General features: G+C 62.8%; 19 protein-coding genes. All 19 read right to left on the bottom strand.

The features are described 5' to 3' along the window. Window position 1: 1 nt before the first annotated feature. Window positions 2-2,131 (bottom strand): flagellar biosynthesis protein FlhA, encoded by a 2,130-nt coding sequence (gene flhA, locus IFT75_RS03460; protein WP_122476754.1) that lies wholly within the window; start codon window positions 2,129-2,131, stop codon window positions 2-4. 193 nt (window positions 2,132-2,324) lie between these two features. Then, window positions 2,325-3,461: a flagellar biosynthesis protein FlhB gene (gene flhB, locus IFT75_RS03455; protein WP_122713695.1), complete on the bottom strand. Its 1,137-nt coding sequence runs from the start codon at window positions 3,459-3,461 to the stop codon at window positions 2,325-2,327. A gap of 3 nt (window positions 3,462-3,464) precedes the next feature. Further along, complete coding sequence (gene fliR, locus IFT75_RS03450) at window positions 3,465-4,250, bottom strand: flagellar biosynthetic protein FliR (RefSeq protein WP_122475893.1); 786 nt, start codon at window positions 4,248-4,250, stop codon at window positions 3,465-3,467. Next, window positions 4,250-4,519: a flagellar biosynthesis protein FliQ gene (fliQ, locus tag IFT75_RS03445; RefSeq protein ID WP_043186065.1), complete on the bottom strand. Its 270-nt coding sequence runs from the start codon at window positions 4,517-4,519 to the stop codon at window positions 4,250-4,252. The genes fliR and fliQ overlap by 1 nt, the downstream gene beginning before the upstream one ends. Window positions 4,520-4,546: 27 nt before the next feature. Then, window positions 4,547-5,299 carry a flagellar type III secretion system pore protein FliP gene (fliP, locus tag IFT75_RS03440; protein ID WP_122475897.1) on the bottom strand — a complete coding sequence of 251 codons (753 nt, stop codon included), beginning with the start codon at window positions 5,297-5,299 and terminating at the stop codon, window positions 4,547-4,549. Next, window positions 5,299-5,730, bottom strand: coding sequence for a flagellar biosynthetic protein FliO (gene fliO / locus IFT75_RS03435; protein ID WP_192053340.1), 432 nt, complete (start codon window positions 5,728-5,730; stop codon window positions 5,299-5,301). The genes fliP and fliO overlap by 1 nt, the downstream gene beginning before the upstream one ends. Beyond that, window positions 5,730-6,200: a flagellar motor switch protein FliN gene (gene fliN / locus IFT75_RS03430; protein ID WP_122475901.1), complete on the bottom strand. Its 471-nt coding sequence runs from the start codon at window positions 6,198-6,200 to the stop codon at window positions 5,730-5,732. The genes fliO and fliN overlap by 1 nt, the downstream gene beginning before the upstream one ends. A gap of 42 nt (window positions 6,201-6,242) precedes the next feature. Further along, window positions 6,243-7,211, bottom strand: coding sequence for a flagellar motor switch protein FliM (gene fliM, locus IFT75_RS03425; RefSeq protein WP_043186057.1), 969 nt, complete (start codon window positions 7,209-7,211; stop codon window positions 6,243-6,245). A 9-nt stretch (window positions 7,212-7,220) separates the two neighbouring features. Then, on the bottom strand, window positions 7,221-7,730 hold the full coding sequence (fliL, locus tag IFT75_RS03420) for a flagellar basal body-associated protein FliL (protein WP_122475903.1): 510 nt from the start codon (window positions 7,728-7,730) through the stop codon (window positions 7,221-7,223). Between the two features lie 118 nt (window positions 7,731-7,848). Then, window positions 7,849-9,201, bottom strand: a complete 1,353-nt coding sequence (locus tag IFT75_RS03415) for a flagellar hook-length control protein FliK (protein WP_192053338.1) — start codon at window positions 9,199-9,201, stop codon at window positions 7,849-7,851. Between the two features lie 90 nt (window positions 9,202-9,291). Beyond that, window positions 9,292-9,636: an Hpt domain-containing protein gene (locus IFT75_RS03410; RefSeq protein ID WP_122476755.1), complete on the bottom strand. Its 345-nt coding sequence runs from the start codon at window positions 9,634-9,636 to the stop codon at window positions 9,292-9,294. A gap of 66 nt (window positions 9,637-9,702) precedes the next feature. Then, window positions 9,703-11,412, bottom strand: a complete 1,710-nt coding sequence (locus tag IFT75_RS03405) for an ATP-binding SpoIIE family protein phosphatase (protein ID WP_192053336.1) — start codon at window positions 11,410-11,412, stop codon at window positions 9,703-9,705. Continuing rightward, complete coding sequence (locus IFT75_RS03400; protein ID WP_122475908.1) at window positions 11,412-11,735, bottom strand: STAS domain-containing protein; 324 nt, start codon at window positions 11,733-11,735, stop codon at window positions 11,412-11,414. The genes IFT75_RS03405 and IFT75_RS03400 overlap by 1 nt, the downstream gene beginning before the upstream one ends. A gap of 84 nt (window positions 11,736-11,819) precedes the next feature. Next, window positions 11,820-12,269, bottom strand: a complete 450-nt coding sequence (fliJ, locus tag IFT75_RS03395) for a flagellar export protein FliJ (protein ID WP_122475909.1) — start codon at window positions 12,267-12,269, stop codon at window positions 11,820-11,822. A 6-nt stretch (window positions 12,270-12,275) separates the two neighbouring features. Then, complete coding sequence (gene fliI / locus IFT75_RS03390) at window positions 12,276-13,634, bottom strand: flagellar protein export ATPase FliI (RefSeq protein ID WP_122475911.1); 1,359 nt, start codon at window positions 13,632-13,634, stop codon at window positions 12,276-12,278. Next, window positions 13,624-14,391 (bottom strand): flagellar assembly protein FliH, encoded by a 768-nt coding sequence (gene fliH / locus IFT75_RS03385; RefSeq protein WP_192053334.1) that lies wholly within the window; start codon window positions 14,389-14,391, stop codon window positions 13,624-13,626. The genes fliI and fliH overlap by 11 nt, the downstream gene beginning before the upstream one ends. Before the next feature lie 99 nt (window positions 14,392-14,490). Then, window positions 14,491-15,510 carry a flagellar motor switch protein FliG gene (gene fliG, locus IFT75_RS03380; protein ID WP_043193255.1) on the bottom strand — a complete coding sequence of 340 codons (1,020 nt, stop codon included), beginning with the start codon at window positions 15,508-15,510 and terminating at the stop codon, window positions 14,491-14,493. Next, the gene (gene fliF / locus IFT75_RS03375) at window positions 15,503-17,290 is read right to left on the bottom strand and encodes a flagellar basal-body MS-ring/collar protein FliF (RefSeq protein WP_192053332.1); all 1,788 of its coding nucleotides are present in this window, start codon (window positions 17,288-17,290) and stop codon (window positions 15,503-15,505) included. The genes fliG and fliF overlap by 8 nt, the downstream gene beginning before the upstream one ends. A gap of 14 nt (window positions 17,291-17,304) precedes the next feature. Beyond that, entirely contained in the window at window positions 17,305-17,631 is a 327-nt protein-coding gene (fliE, locus tag IFT75_RS03370) for a flagellar hook-basal body complex protein FliE (RefSeq protein ID WP_122475915.1), read from the bottom strand. Window positions 17,632-17,636 lie beyond the last annotated feature (5 nt).

Genomic DNA, 17,636 nt, shown 5'->3' with positions numbered 1-17,636 from the left:
CTCAGCCGTTGGGCCCTACTGTCGCAACGATGGTGACTTGCTTGTTATCAGGGATTTCCTGATAGGCCAGTACATGAAGGTTGGGGATCGCCAGGCGACCGAAGCGTGACAGCATCGCGCGGACCGGACCGGCCACCAGCAGTATCACCGGTTGGCCCTGCATCTCCTGCCGTTGCGCCGCATCGATCAGGGATCTCTGCAGTTTCTCCGCCATGCTCGGTTCCAGCAAAACGCCTTCTTCCTGACCCTGACCAGCCTTCTGAAGACTATTTAGCAATATCTGTTCCAACCTTGGTTCCAGCGTGATGACAGGCAGCTCCGACTCAATGCCTACAATGCTTTGCACGATGGCGCGGGACAAACCGACCCTGACGGCCTGAACCAGCGCGGCGGTATCTTGACTCCGATGCCCGTTGTTGGCGATGGCTTCTGCGATGCTGCGGATGTCGCGTACGGGTACCTGCTCTGCCAGCAGGGCCTGCAGGACCTTGAGCAGCGAAGACAGCGAAAGGATGCCCGGAACCAGCTCTTCGGCCAGCTTGGGCGAGCCTTTTGCCAGAACTTGCAGCAATTGTTGCACTTCTTCGTGGCCGATCAGCTCATGGGCATGCTTCTGCAGAATCTGGTTCAAGTGCGTGGCCACTACCGTACTGGCATCGACCACCGTGTAGCCCAGCGACTGCGCCTGGCTGCGCAGGTTGACGTCGATCCAGACCGCGTCCAGACCAAACGCCGGATCCTTGGCGGTGATGCCGTTCAACGAGCCGAACACCTGACCGGGGTTGATTGCCAGCTCGCGATCCGGGTAGATCTCGGCTTCGGCGAGGATCACCCCCATGAGCGTCAAACGATAGGCGCTGGGCGCCAGGTCGAGGTTGTCGCGAATATGCACGGTAGGCATCAGGAAGCCCAGGTCCTGGGACAGCTTCTTGCGTACGCCCTTGATCCGCGCCAGCAGCTGGCCGCCCTGGTTGCGGTCCACCAGCGGGATCAAACGGTAGCCAACTTCCAGGCCGATCATGTCGATGGGCGTCACGTCATCCCAGCCCAGTTCCTTGGTTTCCTGGGTACGCGTCGGTGATGGCAGCAGCTCCTGTTGACGCTGCACTTCGGCCTGGGCCTGGACCTTGACGTCGTTCTGTTTTTTCCACAAAAGGTAGGCACCACCACCGGCGATGGCACCTAGGGTGATAAAGGCCATGTGCGGCATTCCGGGCACCATGCCCATGATCACCATCAGCGCGCCGGAGACGGCCAGTGCCTTGGGCGAAGCGAACATCTGCCGCTGGATCTGCTTGCCCATCTCCTCGGAGCCCGAAGCACGGGTCACCATGATGGCTGCCGCGGTGGACAGCAACAGCGATGGCAACTGAGCGACCAGGCCGTCACCGATGGTCAACAGGGCGTACACCTTGCCTGCCTCGGCGAATGGCATGTTGTGTTGCAGCATGCCCACCAGCATGCCGCCGATCAGGTTGATGAACAGGATCAGCAGACCGGCGATGGCGTCGCCACGGACGAATTTGCTGGCACCGTCCATCGAGCCGTAGAACTCGGCTTCGGCGGCCACTTCGGTACGACGCGCCTTGGCCTGGTTCTGATCGATGAGGCCGGCGTTGAGGTCGGCGTCGATGGCCATCTGCTTGCCGGGCATGGCATCCAGGGTGAACCGCGCGCTCACTTCGGAGATGCGCCCGGCACCCTTGGTGACCACCACGAAGTTGATGATCATGAGGATGGCGAACACCACGATACCGACGATGTAGTTACCGCCGATCACCACCTCACCGAATGCCTGGACCACTTTACCTGCGGCGGCATGGCCTTCCTGGCCGTGCAGCATGATCACCCGCGTCGACGCCACGTTGAGCGCAAGGCGCAGCAGCGTGGCCACCAGCAGGATGGTCGGGAACACGGCGAAGTCCAGCGGACGCAGCGCGTACACGCACACCAGCAGCACGACGATGGACAAGGCGATGTTGAAGGTGAAGAACACGTCCAGCAGCAGTGCCGGGATCGGCAGCATCATCATCGCCAGCATCACCAGCAACAGCAGCGGCACGCCAAGGTTGCCGCGGCCAAGGCCGACGATATTGCTGCGAGCGGTGTTGATTAATTGAGAGCGATCCACCGACATTCCCCACTTCCCCAAGCGAACTTTTGACGCGCCAGGCGTCTTGCCAAGGGGTAGTGCAAGAAGGGGTCCAACTTTTGCCGGAGGGGGTTAAAGATTATTGAAGGGCTGCCGAGATGGAGTGAAATCGATCTATCGGGGGCGCGGCCTTCGCGGGCAGAGCCCGCTCCCACAGGGGGCTCGCCGCGGTCTAACTGTCCCGCTGTAGATCCGGCGGGATCGGCAGGTCCTGCAACGGGTCGGGACGCTTGCCTCGCCCGGCCTGGTACTGGCGGATCTGGTAGACATAGGCAAGCACCTGCGCCACCGCCAGGTACAACCCCGCAGGAATCTGCTGTTCGATCTCGGTGGAATAGAAGATCGAACGCGCCAGGGCCGGTGACTCCAGCACCTGGATCCGATGCTCGTTGCCGATCTCGCGAATCTTCAGGGCAATGAAGTCCGAGCCCTTGGCCAGCAATACCGGCGCATTGCCCTTCTCCGGATCGTATTTCAACGCCACCGCGTAGTGAGTCGGGTTGGTGATGATCACGTCCGCTTCGGGAATCGCCGTCATCATCCGGCGCTGCGACATCTCGCGCTGCAACTGGCGTACCCGCCCCTTCACCTCGGGCCGGCCTTCGGAGTCCTTGTGCTCGTCCTTGACCTCCTGCTTGGTCATCATCAGCTTCTGTTTGCTGCTGTAGAGCTGGAACGGCACGTCCACGGCGGCAATCAACGCCAGTCCGCAGGACATCCACAAGGCGCTCCAGCCGACCAGCTGCACGCTGTGGATGATCGCCATTTCCAGCGGCTCGTTGGCAATCGCAAGCAGGTCGGTACGGTCTTTGGCCAGCACCATCATGGCAACGATCAGGGTGATGGCGAACTTGGCCAGCGCCTTCAGCAATTCGGTCAATGCATGCATGGAGAACATGCGCTTGAGGCCGGCGGCCGGGTTCATGCGGCTGAACTTGGGCGCCATGGAGCTGGCCGCGAACAACCAGCCGCCCAGTGCGACCGGGCCGATCAGCGCCGCCAGCAGCAAGGTCAGCAGAATCGGCTGGGTCGCCAGAATCGCCACCTTGCCCGACTGCAGCAGAAAAATGCCCATGTAGCGCTCATCGAGCAACACCTCGCGGCTCAAGGTGAAGTTGCTGCGCATCAGTTCCAGCAGGCTTTGCGCCAGATGGCCGCCGAACGCCAGCAGCGCGCCGCACCCGGCGACCATCACTGCCAGCGTGTTGAGCTCCTTGGAACGGGCGATCTCGCCCTTCTCGCGCGAATCCTTCTTGCGCTTGTCCGTGGGGTCTTCTGTCTTGTCCGCACCGCTTTCGCTTTCGGCCATTGCCTACTCCGCTCGCGCCAATTCGCGCAGCCACTGCAAGGCGTTGGCCGCCAGCGGCTGATACTGGTTGAGAATGTCGCCCAGGCTGACCCACAGGATGAACATCCCCAGCACCAGGGTCAGCGGGAAACCGATGGAAAAGATGTTCAGTTGAGGCGCCGCGCGGGTCATCACGCCGAAGGCAATGTTGACCACCAGCAAGGCTGTGATGGCAGGCAGCACCAGCAACACCCCGGCGCCCAGCACCCAGCCCATGCGCAGCACCACGTCCCAGTAGTGCGCGGTCAGCAGGCCGCCGCCGATGGGCAGCGTGGTGAAGCTCTCGGTGAGCACCTCGAACACCACCAGATGGCCGTTCATCGACAGGAACACCAGGGTCACCAGCATGCTGAAGAACTGGCCGATCACGGCCACGGACACGCCGTTGGTGGGGTCGACCATGGACGCGAAGGCCATGCCCATCTGGATCGCGAGAATCTGCCCGGCAACGGTAAAGGCCTGGAACAGGAACTGCAGTGAAAAACCGAACAGCGCGCCGATGATGATCTGTTCGGCCACCAGCAGCAGCGCCTGGCCGCTGATCGCATCCACCGTGGGCGCCGGCGGCAATCCCGGCACGATGACCACGGTAATGGCCACGGCCACGTACAGGCGCACGCGCTGCGGCAGTACCTGGGTGCCGAAGATCGGCATGGTCATCAGCATCGAGGCCACGCGGAACAGCGGCAGGATGAAGCTGGCCACCCAGCCGCCGATCTGCGCATCGGTCAATTGCAGCAGCGGCTGCATCAGCCGATCACCTGCGGAATATTGGAGTACAGGGTAGTGATGTACTCCATGAAGGTGCGCACCATCCATGGCCCGATGACGATCAGCGTCACCAGCATGACCAGCAGGCGCGGGAGGAAGCTCAGGGTCTGTTCGTTGATCTGCGTGGCGGCCTGGAACATGGCGATGATCAGGCCGACGATCAGGCTCGGCAAAACCAGGATCGCGACCATCACGGTGGTCAGCCACAGCGCTTCGCGGAACAGGTCGACGGCGACTTCCGGGGTCATGGATTCACGCTCCTGTGAAAGGCAAAGTCATACACCACCGAAACTCCCGGCCAGGGTTCCGATGATCAGCGCCCAGCCATCGACCAGCACGAACAGCATGATCTTGAACGGCAGCGAGATGATCAGCGGCGACAGCATCATCATACCCATGGCCATCAGCACACTGGCGACCACCAGGTCGATGATCAGGAACGGAATGAAGATCATGAAGCCGATCTGGAACGCCGTTTTCAGCTCGGAGGTGACGAACGCCGGCACCAGGATGGTCAGCGGCGCCTGGTCGGCGCTGGCGATGTCGGTGCGCTTGGACAGCCGCATGAACAGCTCCAGGTCGCTCTGCCGGGTCTGAGCCAGCATGAAGTCCTTGATCGGGCCCTCGGCACGTGCCACGGCATCCTGGGCGCTGAGCTGTTCACTCAGATAGGGTTGCAGGGCCTGCTGGTTCACCTTGTCGAACACCGGCGCCATGATGAACATGGTCAGAAACAGCGCCATGCCGGTCAACAGCTGGTTGGACGGCGTCTGTTGCAGACCCAGTGCCTGGCGCAGGATGGAAAACACGATGATGATACGTGTGAAGCTGGTCATCAACATGACGAACGCCGGAATGAAACTCAGCGCCGTCATTATCAACAGGATCTGCAGATTGACCGAATACTCCTGCTGGCCGTTGGCACCGCTGGTCATGGTCAATGCCGGAATCTGCAGCGGATCGGCGGCCATGGCCAGGGGCGCCACCAACAGCAGGCCCAGCGGCAGGACAGTGCGCAACACACCCATCACTTCTTATCCTTCTGGTCCTTGCCCAGCAGTTCCATCAGGCGCTGGGCGAATTCGGGTGGGGCCTGGGTGGTTCGGTCGGGTGGCTGCACCGGCGTGCTCATCACGTGCAGCGCGCTGATGCGCCCCGGGCTGACACCCAGCAGGATCTGCTCCTCGCCCACCTGCACCAGCACCAGCCGATCACGTGGCCCCAGCGCCTTGGCGCCAATCACGTCGATGACCTGGCCCTGGCGCGGCGCTGCCTGCTGCACGCGCCGCATCAGCCACGCCAGGGCGAAGATCAAGGCCACCACCGCCAGCAGCCCCAGCACGGTCTGGGTCAACTGACCGGCCAGGCCAGTGCCTCCCGGCGCCGCAGCAGGGGCCACTTCCGGCGCTGCCAGGGCGACCACGGGCAAGAGCAGCAAGGCCCACAGGAACCGGCCCATCACCGCAGCTTCTTGATGCGTTCGCTGGGACTGATCACGTCGGTCAGGCGAATGCCGAACTTCTCGTTGACCACCACCACTTCGCCGTGGGCGATCAAGGTGCCGTTGACCAGCACGTCCAACGCTTCGCCGGCCAGACGGTCGAGCTCGATCACCGAGCCCTGGTTGAGCTGCAGCAAATTGCGGATGCTGATATCGGTCGCCCCAACCTCCATGGAAATGGTCACCGGGATATCCAGGATCACATCGAGGTTCGGGCCCTCGAGCGTGACCGGGCCGTTACCCGATTTGGGCGAACTGCCGAACTCTTCCATCGGCAGGCGGGAGGAACTCGAACTGCCGCGCGTATCGGCGGCCAACAGCGCGTCGATATCGTCCTGCCCGGCATCCCCGGACTCATCCAGAGCCGCCGCCCATTCATCGGCGAGCGCCTGGTCTTCGGCAGAAATTGTCTCATCTTGATCAGCCATCAGTGGTCCTCGACGGGCATCTAAATCATCAGGTCAAACCGATCAGCGACGCTCGATCGGTTCGATAACTTGTAAAGCCAGGTTGCCTTTGTGCGAGCCAAGCTTGGCTTTGAACGAAGGCACGCCATTGGCACGCAGGATCAACTCTTCCGGCAGTTCCACCGGGATCACGTCGCCGGGCTGCATGTGGAGAATATCGCGCAGCTTGAGCTGACGCCGCGCCACGGTGGCGCTCAGGGGAACGCTGACATCCAGGACATCTTCGCGCAGGGCCTTGCTCCAGCGCTCGTCCTGGTCGTCCAGGTCGGACTGGAAGCCGGCATCGAGCATCTCGCGCACCGGCTCGATCATCGAGTACGGCATGGTCACGTGCAGGTCGCCACCGCCGCCATCGAGTTCGATGTGGAAGGTGGAGACCACGACCGCCTCGCTGGGCCCGACGATGTTGGCCATGGCCGGGTTGACCTCCGAGTTGATGTACTCGAAGTTGACTTCCATGATGGCCTGCCAGGCTTCCTTCATGTCGAGAAAAGCCTGGTCCAGCACCATGCGTACCACGCGCAGCTCGGTAGGGGTGAACTCGCGCCCCTCGATCTTGGCGTGGCGGCCGTCACCGCCGAAGAAATTGTCGACCAGCTTGAACACCAGCTTGGCATCCAGAATGAACAGGCCAGTGCCGCGCAGCGGCTTGATCTTCACCAGGTTGAGGCTGGTCGGTACGTACAGCGAATGCACGTACTCGCCGAACTTCATCACCTGCACGCCGCCTACCGCCACATCGGCAGAACGACGCAACAGATTGAACATGCTGATGCGGGTGTAGCGGGCGAAGCGCTCGTTGATCATTTCCAGCGTCGGCATGCGCCCACGCACGATGCGATCCTGAGTGGTCAGGTCGTAGCTTCTGATCCCCCCGGGTTCGCCATTGCCTTCGGTTTGCACCAGGCCATCGTCGACGCCATGCAGCAGCGCATCGATCTCGTCCTGGGACAGCAGGTCCTGTACGGCCATGAGTTGTTCCTACTGCAATACGAAGTTAGTGAAGAGCACCTGGTCGATCACGGGCTTGCCCACTTCTTTCTGCGCCACTTCCTGAACGCTCGCGGTAGCTTTCTGGCGCAGCATTTCCTGGCCGATGGGCGTGGTCAAAGTTTCGAACGGCTGCCCGGAAAACAGCATGACCAGATTATTGCGGATGACCGGCGTGTGCACCTTCAGAGCATCCATGTCGGCCTTGTCCCGCGCCTGCAAGACGATGCTGACCTGCATGTAGCGATCACGACCGTTCTGCTTGAAGTTGACCACGAAGGCGGGTGTGAGGGGCTCGTAGATCGCCGCAGGTTTGGTGTGGGCAGCATCTGCCGTGGCCTTGTCCGCGGGCGCCTCGGCGGGTTTGTGCATGAGGAACCAGGTGGCCCCGACCGACAGGCCGACGGCCAGCAGCAAGCCCACGACCAGCAGGATGATCAGCTTGAGTTTGCCCTTGCCTTCCTTGGCTGCGGGTTCCTTTGCTTCTTCGGTCTTTGCCATGCCAATAATCCGTCACCATTGAGGGGTAAGCGTACCCATGGCGACGATGGAGCAAGGGTTATGCCAACAATCCTGTGGGCTCGATTTCGAGCCTGGCAACCGACCCCTTCAGGCACTGTCAGGCGTAGTAATCCACAGCGCTGGTCCCCAGCACCGTGCCGGAGGTCAGGGGCTGCGCAGCCGCGACGGCGGGCTCGGCGGAATCGAGCGCGTCCGCACCAGAGCGTGCGCCACCCGTGCGGCGGCTCTGTTGCGCCTGCTGCTCGCCTTGGGACTGACGGGACTGGTCGGAAACGTTGACGTCCAGCTGCCCCATGCCCTGCTGGTTGAACATGTCCTTGAGCCGATGCTGCTGGCTCTCCAATGCCTCACGCACGCCGATATGGGCGCTGGTGAAGGTCACTTGGGTCTGCTGGTCCGGGGTGATGTCGACGCGAATGTCCAGGCGCCCCAGTTCCGCCGGTGTCAGTTGGATGTCGGCTGATTTCAAGTTCTGGCTGGACAGGTACATGACCCGGTTGACCAGGCCTTCGGTCCATCCTGACTGCTGCATGGCCAACGGCTGGCCCAGCGGGCTGGCCAGCGGCGCCGCAGTGCCGGTCTTGGCCGTGGTCGACTGGGTCAAGGCCTGCAGGCGGTCGGCGAAGTTATCGAGGCGGCTGTCGCTGGCCGTTGCGTCGGCATCCTTCAAGCCCCCGCCGATCAAACCAGCAAAACCGTCATCGCCGCCCTCACCCGCTTCGCCTGCCGACTCCTTGCTCACCATGGCCGCCAGACCATTGACGAAATTGCCTTCTATACCCTGCTCGCCTGCCTTCGAGGGATCGCCCGATGACGTTTGGCTGGCATGTGCAGAGGTAGTGCCATTATTTTTGGCCGTCTGCTCCAGGGCCAGGCGCAGCGCCGGCAAATCGGCAAGCACGTCTTGAGCTGGATCGAAATCCTCGCCAGCGCCGACGCTATCGCTGTCCACCAGGCTGACAGCGGCCACTGCCGGTGGCGGCACCTGGGCCAGTGCCGGATTGGCAGCGGGATCGGCCGGGATGGGTACCGCGGCAGGATCGACCGGTGCCGCAGCAGCGCTAACGCTGGGATCGTCCTTGGCGGCGGTATCGCTGACCTTGTCGTCGTCCTTGGCGGCAAGCTTGTAGGTTTTGTCGGTCTTGTCGAGCTTTTCAGGCTTTTCAGGCTTGTCGGCCTTGGCAACTGGCAACTTCTTGCCGCTATCGGCAACCGCCGGGTTGGCGCCGGCCGCCTTCGAGGCCGGTGGCGTGGCGGTTTCCCGTGGGGCACTCGGCGCAGGCTCGGTCCGCGGCTTGACCGCGACTTCGTGGTTTTGACGGGCATAGAGATCGGCGAAACGTGGCGCCGAATCGTTCTCCGCTGCACTGGGCCTGGCCGCGCCGGTGACCGATGTGGCGCGAGCAGCGGCGCCCAGTTGCAGCAACAAAGGGTTTGAAGCGACAGCCATGAAGATCTCCCCGGTACGGTGGCGTTAACGCTGATTGCCATGGAGAAAGCAAGTATCGGGCCAGCGAGGAACCAGCAACGTCAACGACGCTCAACCTGCAAAGCGCGCGCGCTCCTGCGAGTACAGTTGTAGGACCAGGACGAACTCGCGGTCGATCCGCTGTACATAAGCATCCACACCCTCCAGCGCGCCTTGTCGGCAGTACTGCTCGAGCTCGCTGCACAACTGCGCCAGGCGCAGGGCGCCCATGTTGCTGCTGCTGCCCTTGAAGCTGTGGGCGGCATGGCCCAGTTCGACCAGATCGCGGGACCGGTGCAGTTCGTTCAAGCGCAGTTGCGAGTCGCTCAGGAAGGTGTCGAGCAACAGAGGGTATTCATCCTCCATGACCTCCTGCAGGGCCTCGAGGGCCGTGGGGTCTACATGGGGCTTTTGCAGTGCTTCAGCCAGGTGTTCTTCAGCCAATTGTTCGATGGGCACTTGTTCACTCCTTGATCAAGCCGATTACGCTTGAGACTCCCAGGTAAATTCTACGTGCGCGCTGCGCCCGTCTTCCGACCAGCCCGCGCTGTGGCTCAGTTGGCGGACCAGATTGACACCACGCCCAGACAGTCCGTGCACGCTCGGCGGCTTCGCCAGGACCTGTTTCGGATCGAATCCCTTGCCGCTGTCTTCGACCACGATTCTCAGGACTCCGCCAACCCCGTGCGGGCGTATCTGCAAGTGTATGCGTATATAGCCCTCTTCCAAAGCCGCCAGGCGATCGTTGCGCAACGCGTAGTACTGGGCGAATCCGGTGGCATCGCACTTGAGCGCGGAATCGAGGCCGAGTACGCCATGCTCCAGCGCGTTGGAGTATAACTCGGCAAACACGCTGTACAGCTCTCCACTCTGCGGACGCAGGCCGTGAATTTCCTGCAGCAATTGGAGGATGTACGGCAAGGGATTGAAGCGGCGCAAGGTGTCGGCACGAAACTCGAACATGGCCGACCAGTCGAGCGGGCTCGACTGGCCGCTGTCGGAATAGATCAGGCTGGCCGGGGGCTGGCGCTCGGCGTCGATCAATGCCAGCTGCACCATGCTCACATCGTCGCGCGATTCACCGCGGAAATCATGCAAAGCCTGCAGGATGCCTTCGAACAGCGACTCAGGGTCCTTGTGCGTGTCGAAGACGCGTTCGAGTCTCTCCACACCGAAAGACTGCTCTTGCGCATTGCTGGTTTCGATGACGCCGTCGGACAGCAGCAGAACTCGATCGCCCGGCGCCAGCGGCCAGACCTCGGTCTGGTCCTCGAAACGGGTGGCCGGCAATACGCCCAGCGGCAGATGACGCGACACCAGCGCGACACGCGCCGAGCCATCCTGGCGGTGCAGGTAGCCGTCGGGCATGCCGCCGTTCCAGACCTCAACCGTGCAACGCTGAAAGCTCAGGCGCAACATGGTGGCGCAGCAGAACATGTCCACCGGCAGGATCCGCTTGAGCTTGGCGTTCATCTCGCGAAGAATCTCGTTGAGCCCGTAGCCCTTCGCCGTCATGCCATAGAACACCTCGGCCAAGGGCATCGCGCCCACCGCCGCCGGCAGCCCGTGCCCGGTGAAATCACCGAGCAGCACATGCATGTCGCCCGAAGGCGTGTAGGCAGCCAGCAGCAGGTCGCCATTGAACAGCGCATAGGGCGACTGCAGGTAACGCACGTTGGGGGCGTCGAGGCATCCGGAATGGGCAATCTGGTCGAACACCGCCTTGGCCACGCGCTGCTCGTTGAGCAGGTAGTCATGGTGGCGGGTGATCAGGTCTCGCTGCTCGAGCACCGTGGCCTGCAAGCGGCGCAGGCGATCCATTGCCTTGATCTTGGCGGCCAGGATCACCTGGTTGTAGGGCTTGGCCAGAAAATCGTCGCCACCGGCGTCCAGACAACGCACCAGCGCCTGTTCTTCGGTCAGCGAGGTCAGGAAGATCACCGGCACCAGGGCCTCACCGGCCAGCTGCTTGATGGCACGCGCAGCCTCGAAGCCGTCCATGACCGGCATCATGGCATCGAGCAGCACCAACTGCGGACGCTGGTGGCGGAACACTTCGACCGCCTCCTGGCCGTTGCTGGCCGTGATCACCGCATGCCCCTGACGTCGCACGATGCTGGACAGCAGCATGCGGTCGGTCATGTTGTCGTCGGCGATCAGGACCGTCAGTGCTTCCTCGTTGGCTGGCTGCATCAGGAGATCTTGAACAACTTGTCGAAATTGGAGATCGCCAGGATCTTGCGCACGTCGGGAGAAATGTTCATCAGTGCGATGTCGGCGTTGTCGCCCCCGGCGTGGTCGCGCAACAACAGCAGCATGCCCAGGGCCGAGCTATCCATGTAGGTAGTGTTCTTCAGGTCGATGACATAACGGCTGGGCTTGCCGGCACGCTCGTCTTCGTAGGCTTCGCGAAACTGCTGGTGCAGGCTGAAATCGAACCGGCCCGAAATGGCCACCGATGACGTATTGCTTTCAGGGTCGAAGGTCTGGGTGACAGAACTCTGGGTTACAGCCATGTATTAATGCTCCTTGGGTGTGCCTTGCAGGCCAGATGTAGCACCGCTCTGCAGAGCGTTCAACGGGGTACTGACAAATTCCGGCTAAAAGTTCTCGTGCCTGGGCAGGCGTTGCGACAACTCGTCGAGCAGCCGCTGTTCCCGCTTGTCCTCCAACTGCCTGGCCTCGAGGATATAGCGCTGCACCAGCTTGCGCAGCCCTTCCACTCGAGCATAGGCCTGTTGCCAGGTGGCGCGCGCATTGTTCAAGTTGTTCTGATGCCACGCAAGGCTCTGTTTCTGCTGGCCGACGGCCGTTTCCAACTGGTTGAGAAAGCGCTGATAGTTCAACAACCATTGCCCGGACACGCCACGACTGCCGTTGCTGATCCACTGTTGCTGGTAGTCGTTGCGGAAGCGTTCGAGCTCGGCCAGCTTGGCTTCGGCCAGGCTCACCTGACCCTGGAAATGCCCCAGCCGCTGGGCAGCCTTGCGCTCGGTGCTTTCGGCCATTTCCACCACGGGCGCCAGGCGCGCCGCACGACTCATCGCCATGGTCGCTTACCCCGGTGCCACGGGCGTGAACACTGCCGCCAGGCGCTCGGCGCTGGCCTGCAGGCTTTCATTGTCGTTCAGACCCTGGCGCAGGTAGCGCACCAGTTGCGGCTGAAGGGCAATGGCCAGGTCGGTCTCGCGATCGCCGCCGGCCACGTAGGCACCGACGCTGATCAAGTCACGGCTCTGCTGGTAGCGCGACCACAGCTGCTTGAACTGCTGGGCCTGGGCCAGATGCTGGGGGCTGACCACGCTGGGCATCACCCGGCTGATCGACGCTTCGATATCGATGGCCGGGTAATGCCCTTCTTCGGCCAGGCGCCGCGACAGCACGATATGGCCATCGAGTACACCCCGTGCCGAGTCGGCGATCGGGTCCTGCTGGTCGTCGCCTTCGGACAACACCGTATAGAACGCGGTGATCGAGCCGCCCCCGGCCTCGGCATTGCCGGCCCGCTCGACCAGCTTGGGCAGCTTGGCGAAAACAGAGGGCGGATAGCCCTTGGTGGCAGGTGGCTCGCCGATAGCCAGGGCGATTTCCCGCTGGGCCTGGGCAAAACGGGTCAGCGAGTCCATCAGCAGGAGGACGTTCTTGCCCTTGTCGCGGAAATATTCGGCAATGCGGGTGCAGTACATGGCCGCGCGCAGACGCATCAGCGGGGCTTCGTCGGCCGGCGATGCCACCACCACCGAACGGCGCAGGCCCTCCTCGCCCAAGGTGTGTTCGATGAACTCCTTGACCTCGCGGCCGCGCTCGCCGATCAGCCCGACGACGATGATGTCGGCCTCGGTGAAGCGCGTCATCATGCCCAGCAGCACACTCTTGCCCACGCCGGTACCGGCGAACAGACCCAGGCGCTGGCCACGGCCCACGGTCAACAAGCCATTGATGCTGCGAATGCCGACATCCAGTGGCTGGCTGATGGGATCACGCTTGAGCGGGTTGATGGTGGGCCCGTCCATGGGGATCCAGTCCTCGGCCTTCATGCCGCCCTTGCCGTCCAGCGCACGGCCGGCGCCGTCGAGAATGCGTCCGAGCATGCTCATGCCCATGGGCAGGCGCCCGGTATCGGCAACCGGGACCACCCGCGCGCCAGGCGCGATGCCGCTCACGCTGCCCACCGGCATCAGGTAGATCTTGCTGCCGGAAAAGCCCATGACTTCCGCTTCGACCTGCACCGGCTGGTCGCTGTCGTCGTTGATGACCACACAGCGACTGCCCATGGCGGCACGCAACCCTTCGGCCTCCAGGGTGAGCCCGACCATGCGCAGCAGGCGGCCTTCGACGATTGGCTGGCGCGGCAGGTCGATGGCCGCCTCGTAGGTGCCCAGGCGCTTGCCGAAGCTGGTGCGATCAAGCTTCATCGGGCTCACCCAGCTCGATGGTGATGTCGGCAGGGGCCGGGTGCATGTTCTGCTCGTGCAGTTGGTCGAACAGCTGGGCAATGGCCTGGGTGATGCGCGTCTCCATGCTGGCATCGATGCGACTGTGCTCGGTTTCGATACGGCAGCCACCGGGCTGCAGCGCGTCGTCTTCCTGGATGCGCCAGTTTTCCTCGTGCTTCTCCCGCAATGACTTGATCTGCTCGAAATCCTGGGGATTGATGAAGATGCGGATGTTGTTGGCGCCCATGGGCAACAACTTGAGCGCCTCACGCAGTACTTTCTCGATCTGGCTGGAATCGGTGACCAATTCGCGGCGAATGACCTGTCGGGCGATGTGCCCTACCAGCTCGACCAGGGATTTTTCGATCTGGGTGTCCTGATCGGCGATGGGCGTCAGCAGGTGCCCCAACAGCCGGTCGAACTGGACGAGCTTGCTGGCCAGTGCGTCCTCGGCTTCCTGACGCACTTTGAGCTGGGTACTGTGAAAGCCTTCTTTTTCGCCGGTGGCGAAACCCTCGTTGTAGGCTTCCTGGCGAATGGCTTCGAGTTCTTCCAGGGTGATGGGCTGGACCTCGTCGAGGGGAACCTCTTCGATCTCCTCGACCGACACCGGCGCCAGCACCACCTCGACGGCGGGCCGTTCGGGATCGAAACTGGGCAACGCCCACAGGTCGGCGCTGCGCGCGTCGACGGCGCGGATCAGTTCACTGACGGGTTCTTGCGGGGGGCGGGACATGGCTTGCGATTCCTGGCGCCTGGGTGCGAAGTGGGGTCGCTCGGAGCCGACCACCCCAGGGTGGCCAGCCTCCACGACAGAGGTCCGGGAGAGGGACGATTAGATCATCTCTTCCCCACCCTTGCCACCCAACACGATTTCACCGGCCTCGGCCATGCGCCGGGCAATGGTGAGCACTTCCTTCTGCGCCGACTCGACATCGCTGACCCGCACTGGCCCCTTGGCCTCGAGGTCGTCGCGCAGCAGTTCGGCCGCGCGCTTGGACATGTTCTTGAAGATCTTCTCGCGCACGCCTTCGTCGGCGCCCTTGAGCGCGACCACCAGTACGTCGGAAGAGACTTCGCGCAACAGCGCCTGAATGCCGCGATCGTCGACATCCTTGAGATTGTTGAAAACGAACATCAGGTCTTCGATCTGCCCGGACAGCTCTTCATCGACCTCGCGTATGGAGTCCATCAACTGGCCCTCGGACGAGCTGTCGAGGAAGTTCATGATGTCGGCGGCGCGCTTGACCCCACCCAGCGTGGTTCGCGTGGCGTTGGAGTTGCCGGAGAACTGTTTCTCCAGAATGGTATTGAGCTCTTTGAGCGCCGCAGGCTGTACGGTGTTCAGCGAAGACACGCGCAGGATGATGTCCAGGCGCGCCTTGTGCTCGAAATGCGCCAGCACTTCGCCGGCCTGGTCGGGGTCGAGGTAGGCCACGACGATCGACTGGATCTGCGGGTGTTCGTAGCGAATCACATCGGCCACGGCGCGGGGTTCCATCCATTTCAGGCTGTCCAGGCCGCTGGTGTTGCCGCCCAGCAGAATTCGGTCGATCAGGCCGTTGGCCTTGTCTTCGCCAAGGGCCGAGGTGAGCATCTTGCGGATGTAGTTGTCGGAACCCACGCCCAGGCCGGTCTGGTCGCCGACCACGGTGACGAATTCGCTCATCACCTGCTCGACCTGCTCTCGGTGCACATTGCGCATCTGCGCCATGGCCACGCCCACGCGCTGGACCTCCTTGGGACCCATGTGGCGAAGCACCTGCGCCGCGTCGGTTTCACCCAGCGACAGCAGAAGAATGGCGGCCTTGTCGACCTTGGTCAGCTTCGGGGTAACGGCTTGTGAACTACTCATCGGCATTGATCCACTCTTTCACGACCTGGGCCACTCGGCCCGGGTCTTCGGCCACAAGACTCTTGATTGCATTCAGTTGGGCGTCATAGCCCTCGGTCGGGCTGGGCAGCAGAATGCTCTGCGGCCCACCCAGGCTGACCCGATCGTTGGCCAGCTCGCTGTCCATGCCCAGGGCGGCCACACCGCCCAGCCCGCCGGCGGCACCAAGTTCGCCATCGCCCGGCCTGGATTTGCCACCACCGGTGATGTTGGTCAGCACCGGGCGCAACACGCCGAACACCAGGACCAGGATGAACAGCACGCCCAGCGCCTGTTTCATGATGTCCCAGAACCAGGGTTCCTTGTAGAACGCAGGCTCGGTGATGACTTCCGCCGAGTTGGGCGCGAACGGTACGTTGATCACGGTCACGCTGTCGCCACGGCTCGCATCGAAGCCCACGGCATCCTGTACAAGACGGGTGAAACGGGCCAGCTCCTGGGCATTCCAGGGCGCCAGGGTCACGGTGCCGTCGGCCGGGTTGACCTTGGCCTGGTCATCGACCACCACGGCGACCGACAACCGGGTCAGGCGACCCTGCTGCTGCTTGGTGTGGCTGATGGAGCGGTCGAGCTCGAAATTCTTGGTCGACTGCTGACGCTTGTCGGCCGGATACGGCGCCAGCATCGGCTGGCCAGTGGCCGGGTCCATGATCTGCTGGCCATTGGCGTCGAGCAGCGGCTGGCCTGGCTGGATCGCGCCAGCGGCTGCCTGCCCCTGGGCGGCATTCTGCGGTGCGGTGGCCGGGCCCGGTGGCTGGTTGCTCAAGGCGCCGGGCACACCCGATGGGCCCGAACCGCTGGAACGTTGCTCGCTGGTGGACTGCTCGCTGCGCAGTGCCGGCTGGTCCGGGTTGAACTGCTCGGAGGTCGACTCGACCGCGCTGAAATCCAGGTCCGCCGAGACCTCGGCCTTGAACCGATCACTGCCCACCACCGGTTGCAGTATGTTGTGGACACGCTGGGTCAGCATGCTTTCCATGCGGCGACTGTAGTCGTACTGCTTGCCGGCCATGGTCAACGCGTTGTCTTCCAGCTGTGCCGACAGCAGGGTGCCCTTCTGGTCGACGACCGACACGTTGGACTTGTTCAGTTCCGGGACGCTGGTCGCCACCAGATTGACGATGGCCGCGACCTGGCCGGCGTCCAGGGTCCGGTTGGGGTACATTTCCACCAGCACCGAGGCGGTTGGCTTGCGTTCGTCACGGACGAACACCGAACTCTTCGGGATGGCCAGATGCACGCGCGCAGCCCGGATATTGTTCAGGCTGCCGATGGTACGGGCCAGCTCGCCTTCCAGGCTGCGGCGGTAGCGCGCCGTTTCCATGAACTGGCTGGTGCCCAGGCCTTGTTCCTTGTCGAGCGACTCGTAGCCGACGTTGCCGTCGCTGGGTGCAACGCCGGCCGAGGCCAGGGCGATGCGCGCACGCGACTGGTCGTCGGCCTTGACCAGCAAGGCGCCGGAGTTGGGTTCCACGGTATAGGGAATGTTGGCCGTGGTCAGGGTGTCGATCACCTGCTTGGTGTCCATGCCCGCCAGGCTGCCGTACAGCGGCCGGTAGTCGGGCTGCTGCGACCAGAGCACCACGGCGAAGCCGATCGCGACGCTCGCAGCCAGGCCGACCAACAGGCCGACCTGACGCAGCATGGTCATCTGCGACAGATTCTGCAGGACAGACAAGCCCATGAGCGGCGATTTGTTGCCGCTCTTGGCAGGGAGGTTATCGGTGGTCGCTTCAGCCATGACTCAATTCGTCCTCAGACCGGCATCTGCATGATGTCTTGATATGCCTGGACCAGCTTGTTGCGCACTTGGGTCAAGGCCTGGAACGAGACACTGGCTTTCTGCGAGGCGACCATCACATCGGTGAGGTCGACGCCGCTCTTGCCGATCTCGAAAGCAGTGGCCAGTTGGCTGGAAGCACCCTGCACGTCCGCGACCTTGTTGATGGCGCCGCCGAGCATGTCGGCAAAGCTGCTGGCGCCGACTTCCGGCGCCGCAACCGCCGCAGGCCTGGCCATGGCGTCCGCCTGCATGGCGCGCATGTCCAGCATCAAGCGGTTGAATTCAATACCTTGGCTCATGGGTG

The sequence above is a fragment of the Pseudomonas sp. CFBP 8758 genome, from assembly GCF_014841725.1.
In the GTDB taxonomy this organism is placed as follows: Bacteria; Pseudomonadota; Gammaproteobacteria; order Pseudomonadales; family Pseudomonadaceae; genus Aquipseudomonas; species Aquipseudomonas baltica.
This window is presented reverse-complemented; position numbering and strand designations above follow the sequence as displayed.

Excerpts from the sequence above, each read along its gene's own strand:
- flhB (WP_122713695.1), bottom strand. The coding sequence starts at position 3,461 with ATGGCCGAAAGCGAAAGCGGTGCGGACAAGACAGAAGACCCCACGGAC.
- fliR (WP_122475893.1), bottom strand. The coding sequence starts at position 4,250 with ATGCAGCCGCTGCTGCAATTGACCGATGCGCAGATCGGCGGCTGGGTG.
- fliQ (WP_043186065.1), bottom strand. The coding sequence starts at position 4,519 with ATGACCCCGGAAGTCGCCGTCGACCTGTTCCGCGAAGCGCTGTGGCTG.
- fliP (WP_122475897.1), bottom strand. The coding sequence starts at position 5,299 with ATGGGTGTGTTGCGCACTGTCCTGCCGCTGGGCCTGCTGTTGGTGGCG.
- fliO (WP_192053340.1), bottom strand. The coding sequence starts at position 5,730 with ATGGGCCGGTTCCTGTGGGCCTTGCTGCTCTTGCCCGTGGTCGCCCTG.
- fliN (WP_122475901.1), bottom strand. The coding sequence starts at position 6,200 with ATGGCTGATCAAGATGAGACAATTTCTGCCGAAGACCAGGCGCTCGCC.
- fliM (WP_043186057.1), bottom strand. The coding sequence starts at position 7,211 with ATGGCCGTACAGGACCTGCTGTCCCAGGACGAGATCGATGCGCTGCTG.
- fliL (WP_122475903.1), bottom strand. The coding sequence starts at position 7,730 with ATGGCAAAGACCGAAGAAGCAAAGGAACCCGCAGCCAAGGAAGGCAAG.
- IFT75_RS03415 (WP_192053338.1), bottom strand. The coding sequence starts at position 9,201 with ATGGCTGTCGCTTCAAACCCTTTGTTGCTGCAACTGGGCGCCGCTGCT.
- IFT75_RS03405 (WP_192053336.1), bottom strand. The coding sequence starts at position 11,412 with ATGCAGCCAGCCAACGAGGAAGCACTGACGGTCCTGATCGCCGACGAC.
- IFT75_RS03400 (WP_122475908.1), bottom strand. The coding sequence starts at position 11,735 with ATGGCTGTAACCCAGAGTTCTGTCACCCAGACCTTCGACCCTGAAAGC.
- fliJ (WP_122475909.1), bottom strand. The coding sequence starts at position 12,269 with ATGGCGATGAGTCGTGCGGCGCGCCTGGCGCCCGTGGTGGAAATGGCC.
- fliI (WP_122475911.1), bottom strand. The coding sequence starts at position 13,634 with ATGAAGCTTGATCGCACCAGCTTCGGCAAGCGCCTGGGCACCTACGAG.
- fliH (WP_192053334.1), bottom strand. The coding sequence starts at position 14,391 with ATGTCCCGCCCCCCGCAAGAACCCGTCAGTGAACTGATCCGCGCCGTC.
- fliG (WP_043193255.1), bottom strand. The coding sequence starts at position 15,510 with ATGAGTAGTTCACAAGCCGTTACCCCGAAGCTGACCAAGGTCGACAAG.
- fliF (WP_192053332.1), bottom strand. The coding sequence starts at position 17,290 with ATGGCTGAAGCGACCACCGATAACCTCCCTGCCAAGAGCGGCAACAAA.
- fliE (WP_122475915.1), bottom strand. The coding sequence starts at position 17,631 with ATGAGCCAAGGTATTGAATTCAACCGCTTGATGCTGGACATGCGCGCC.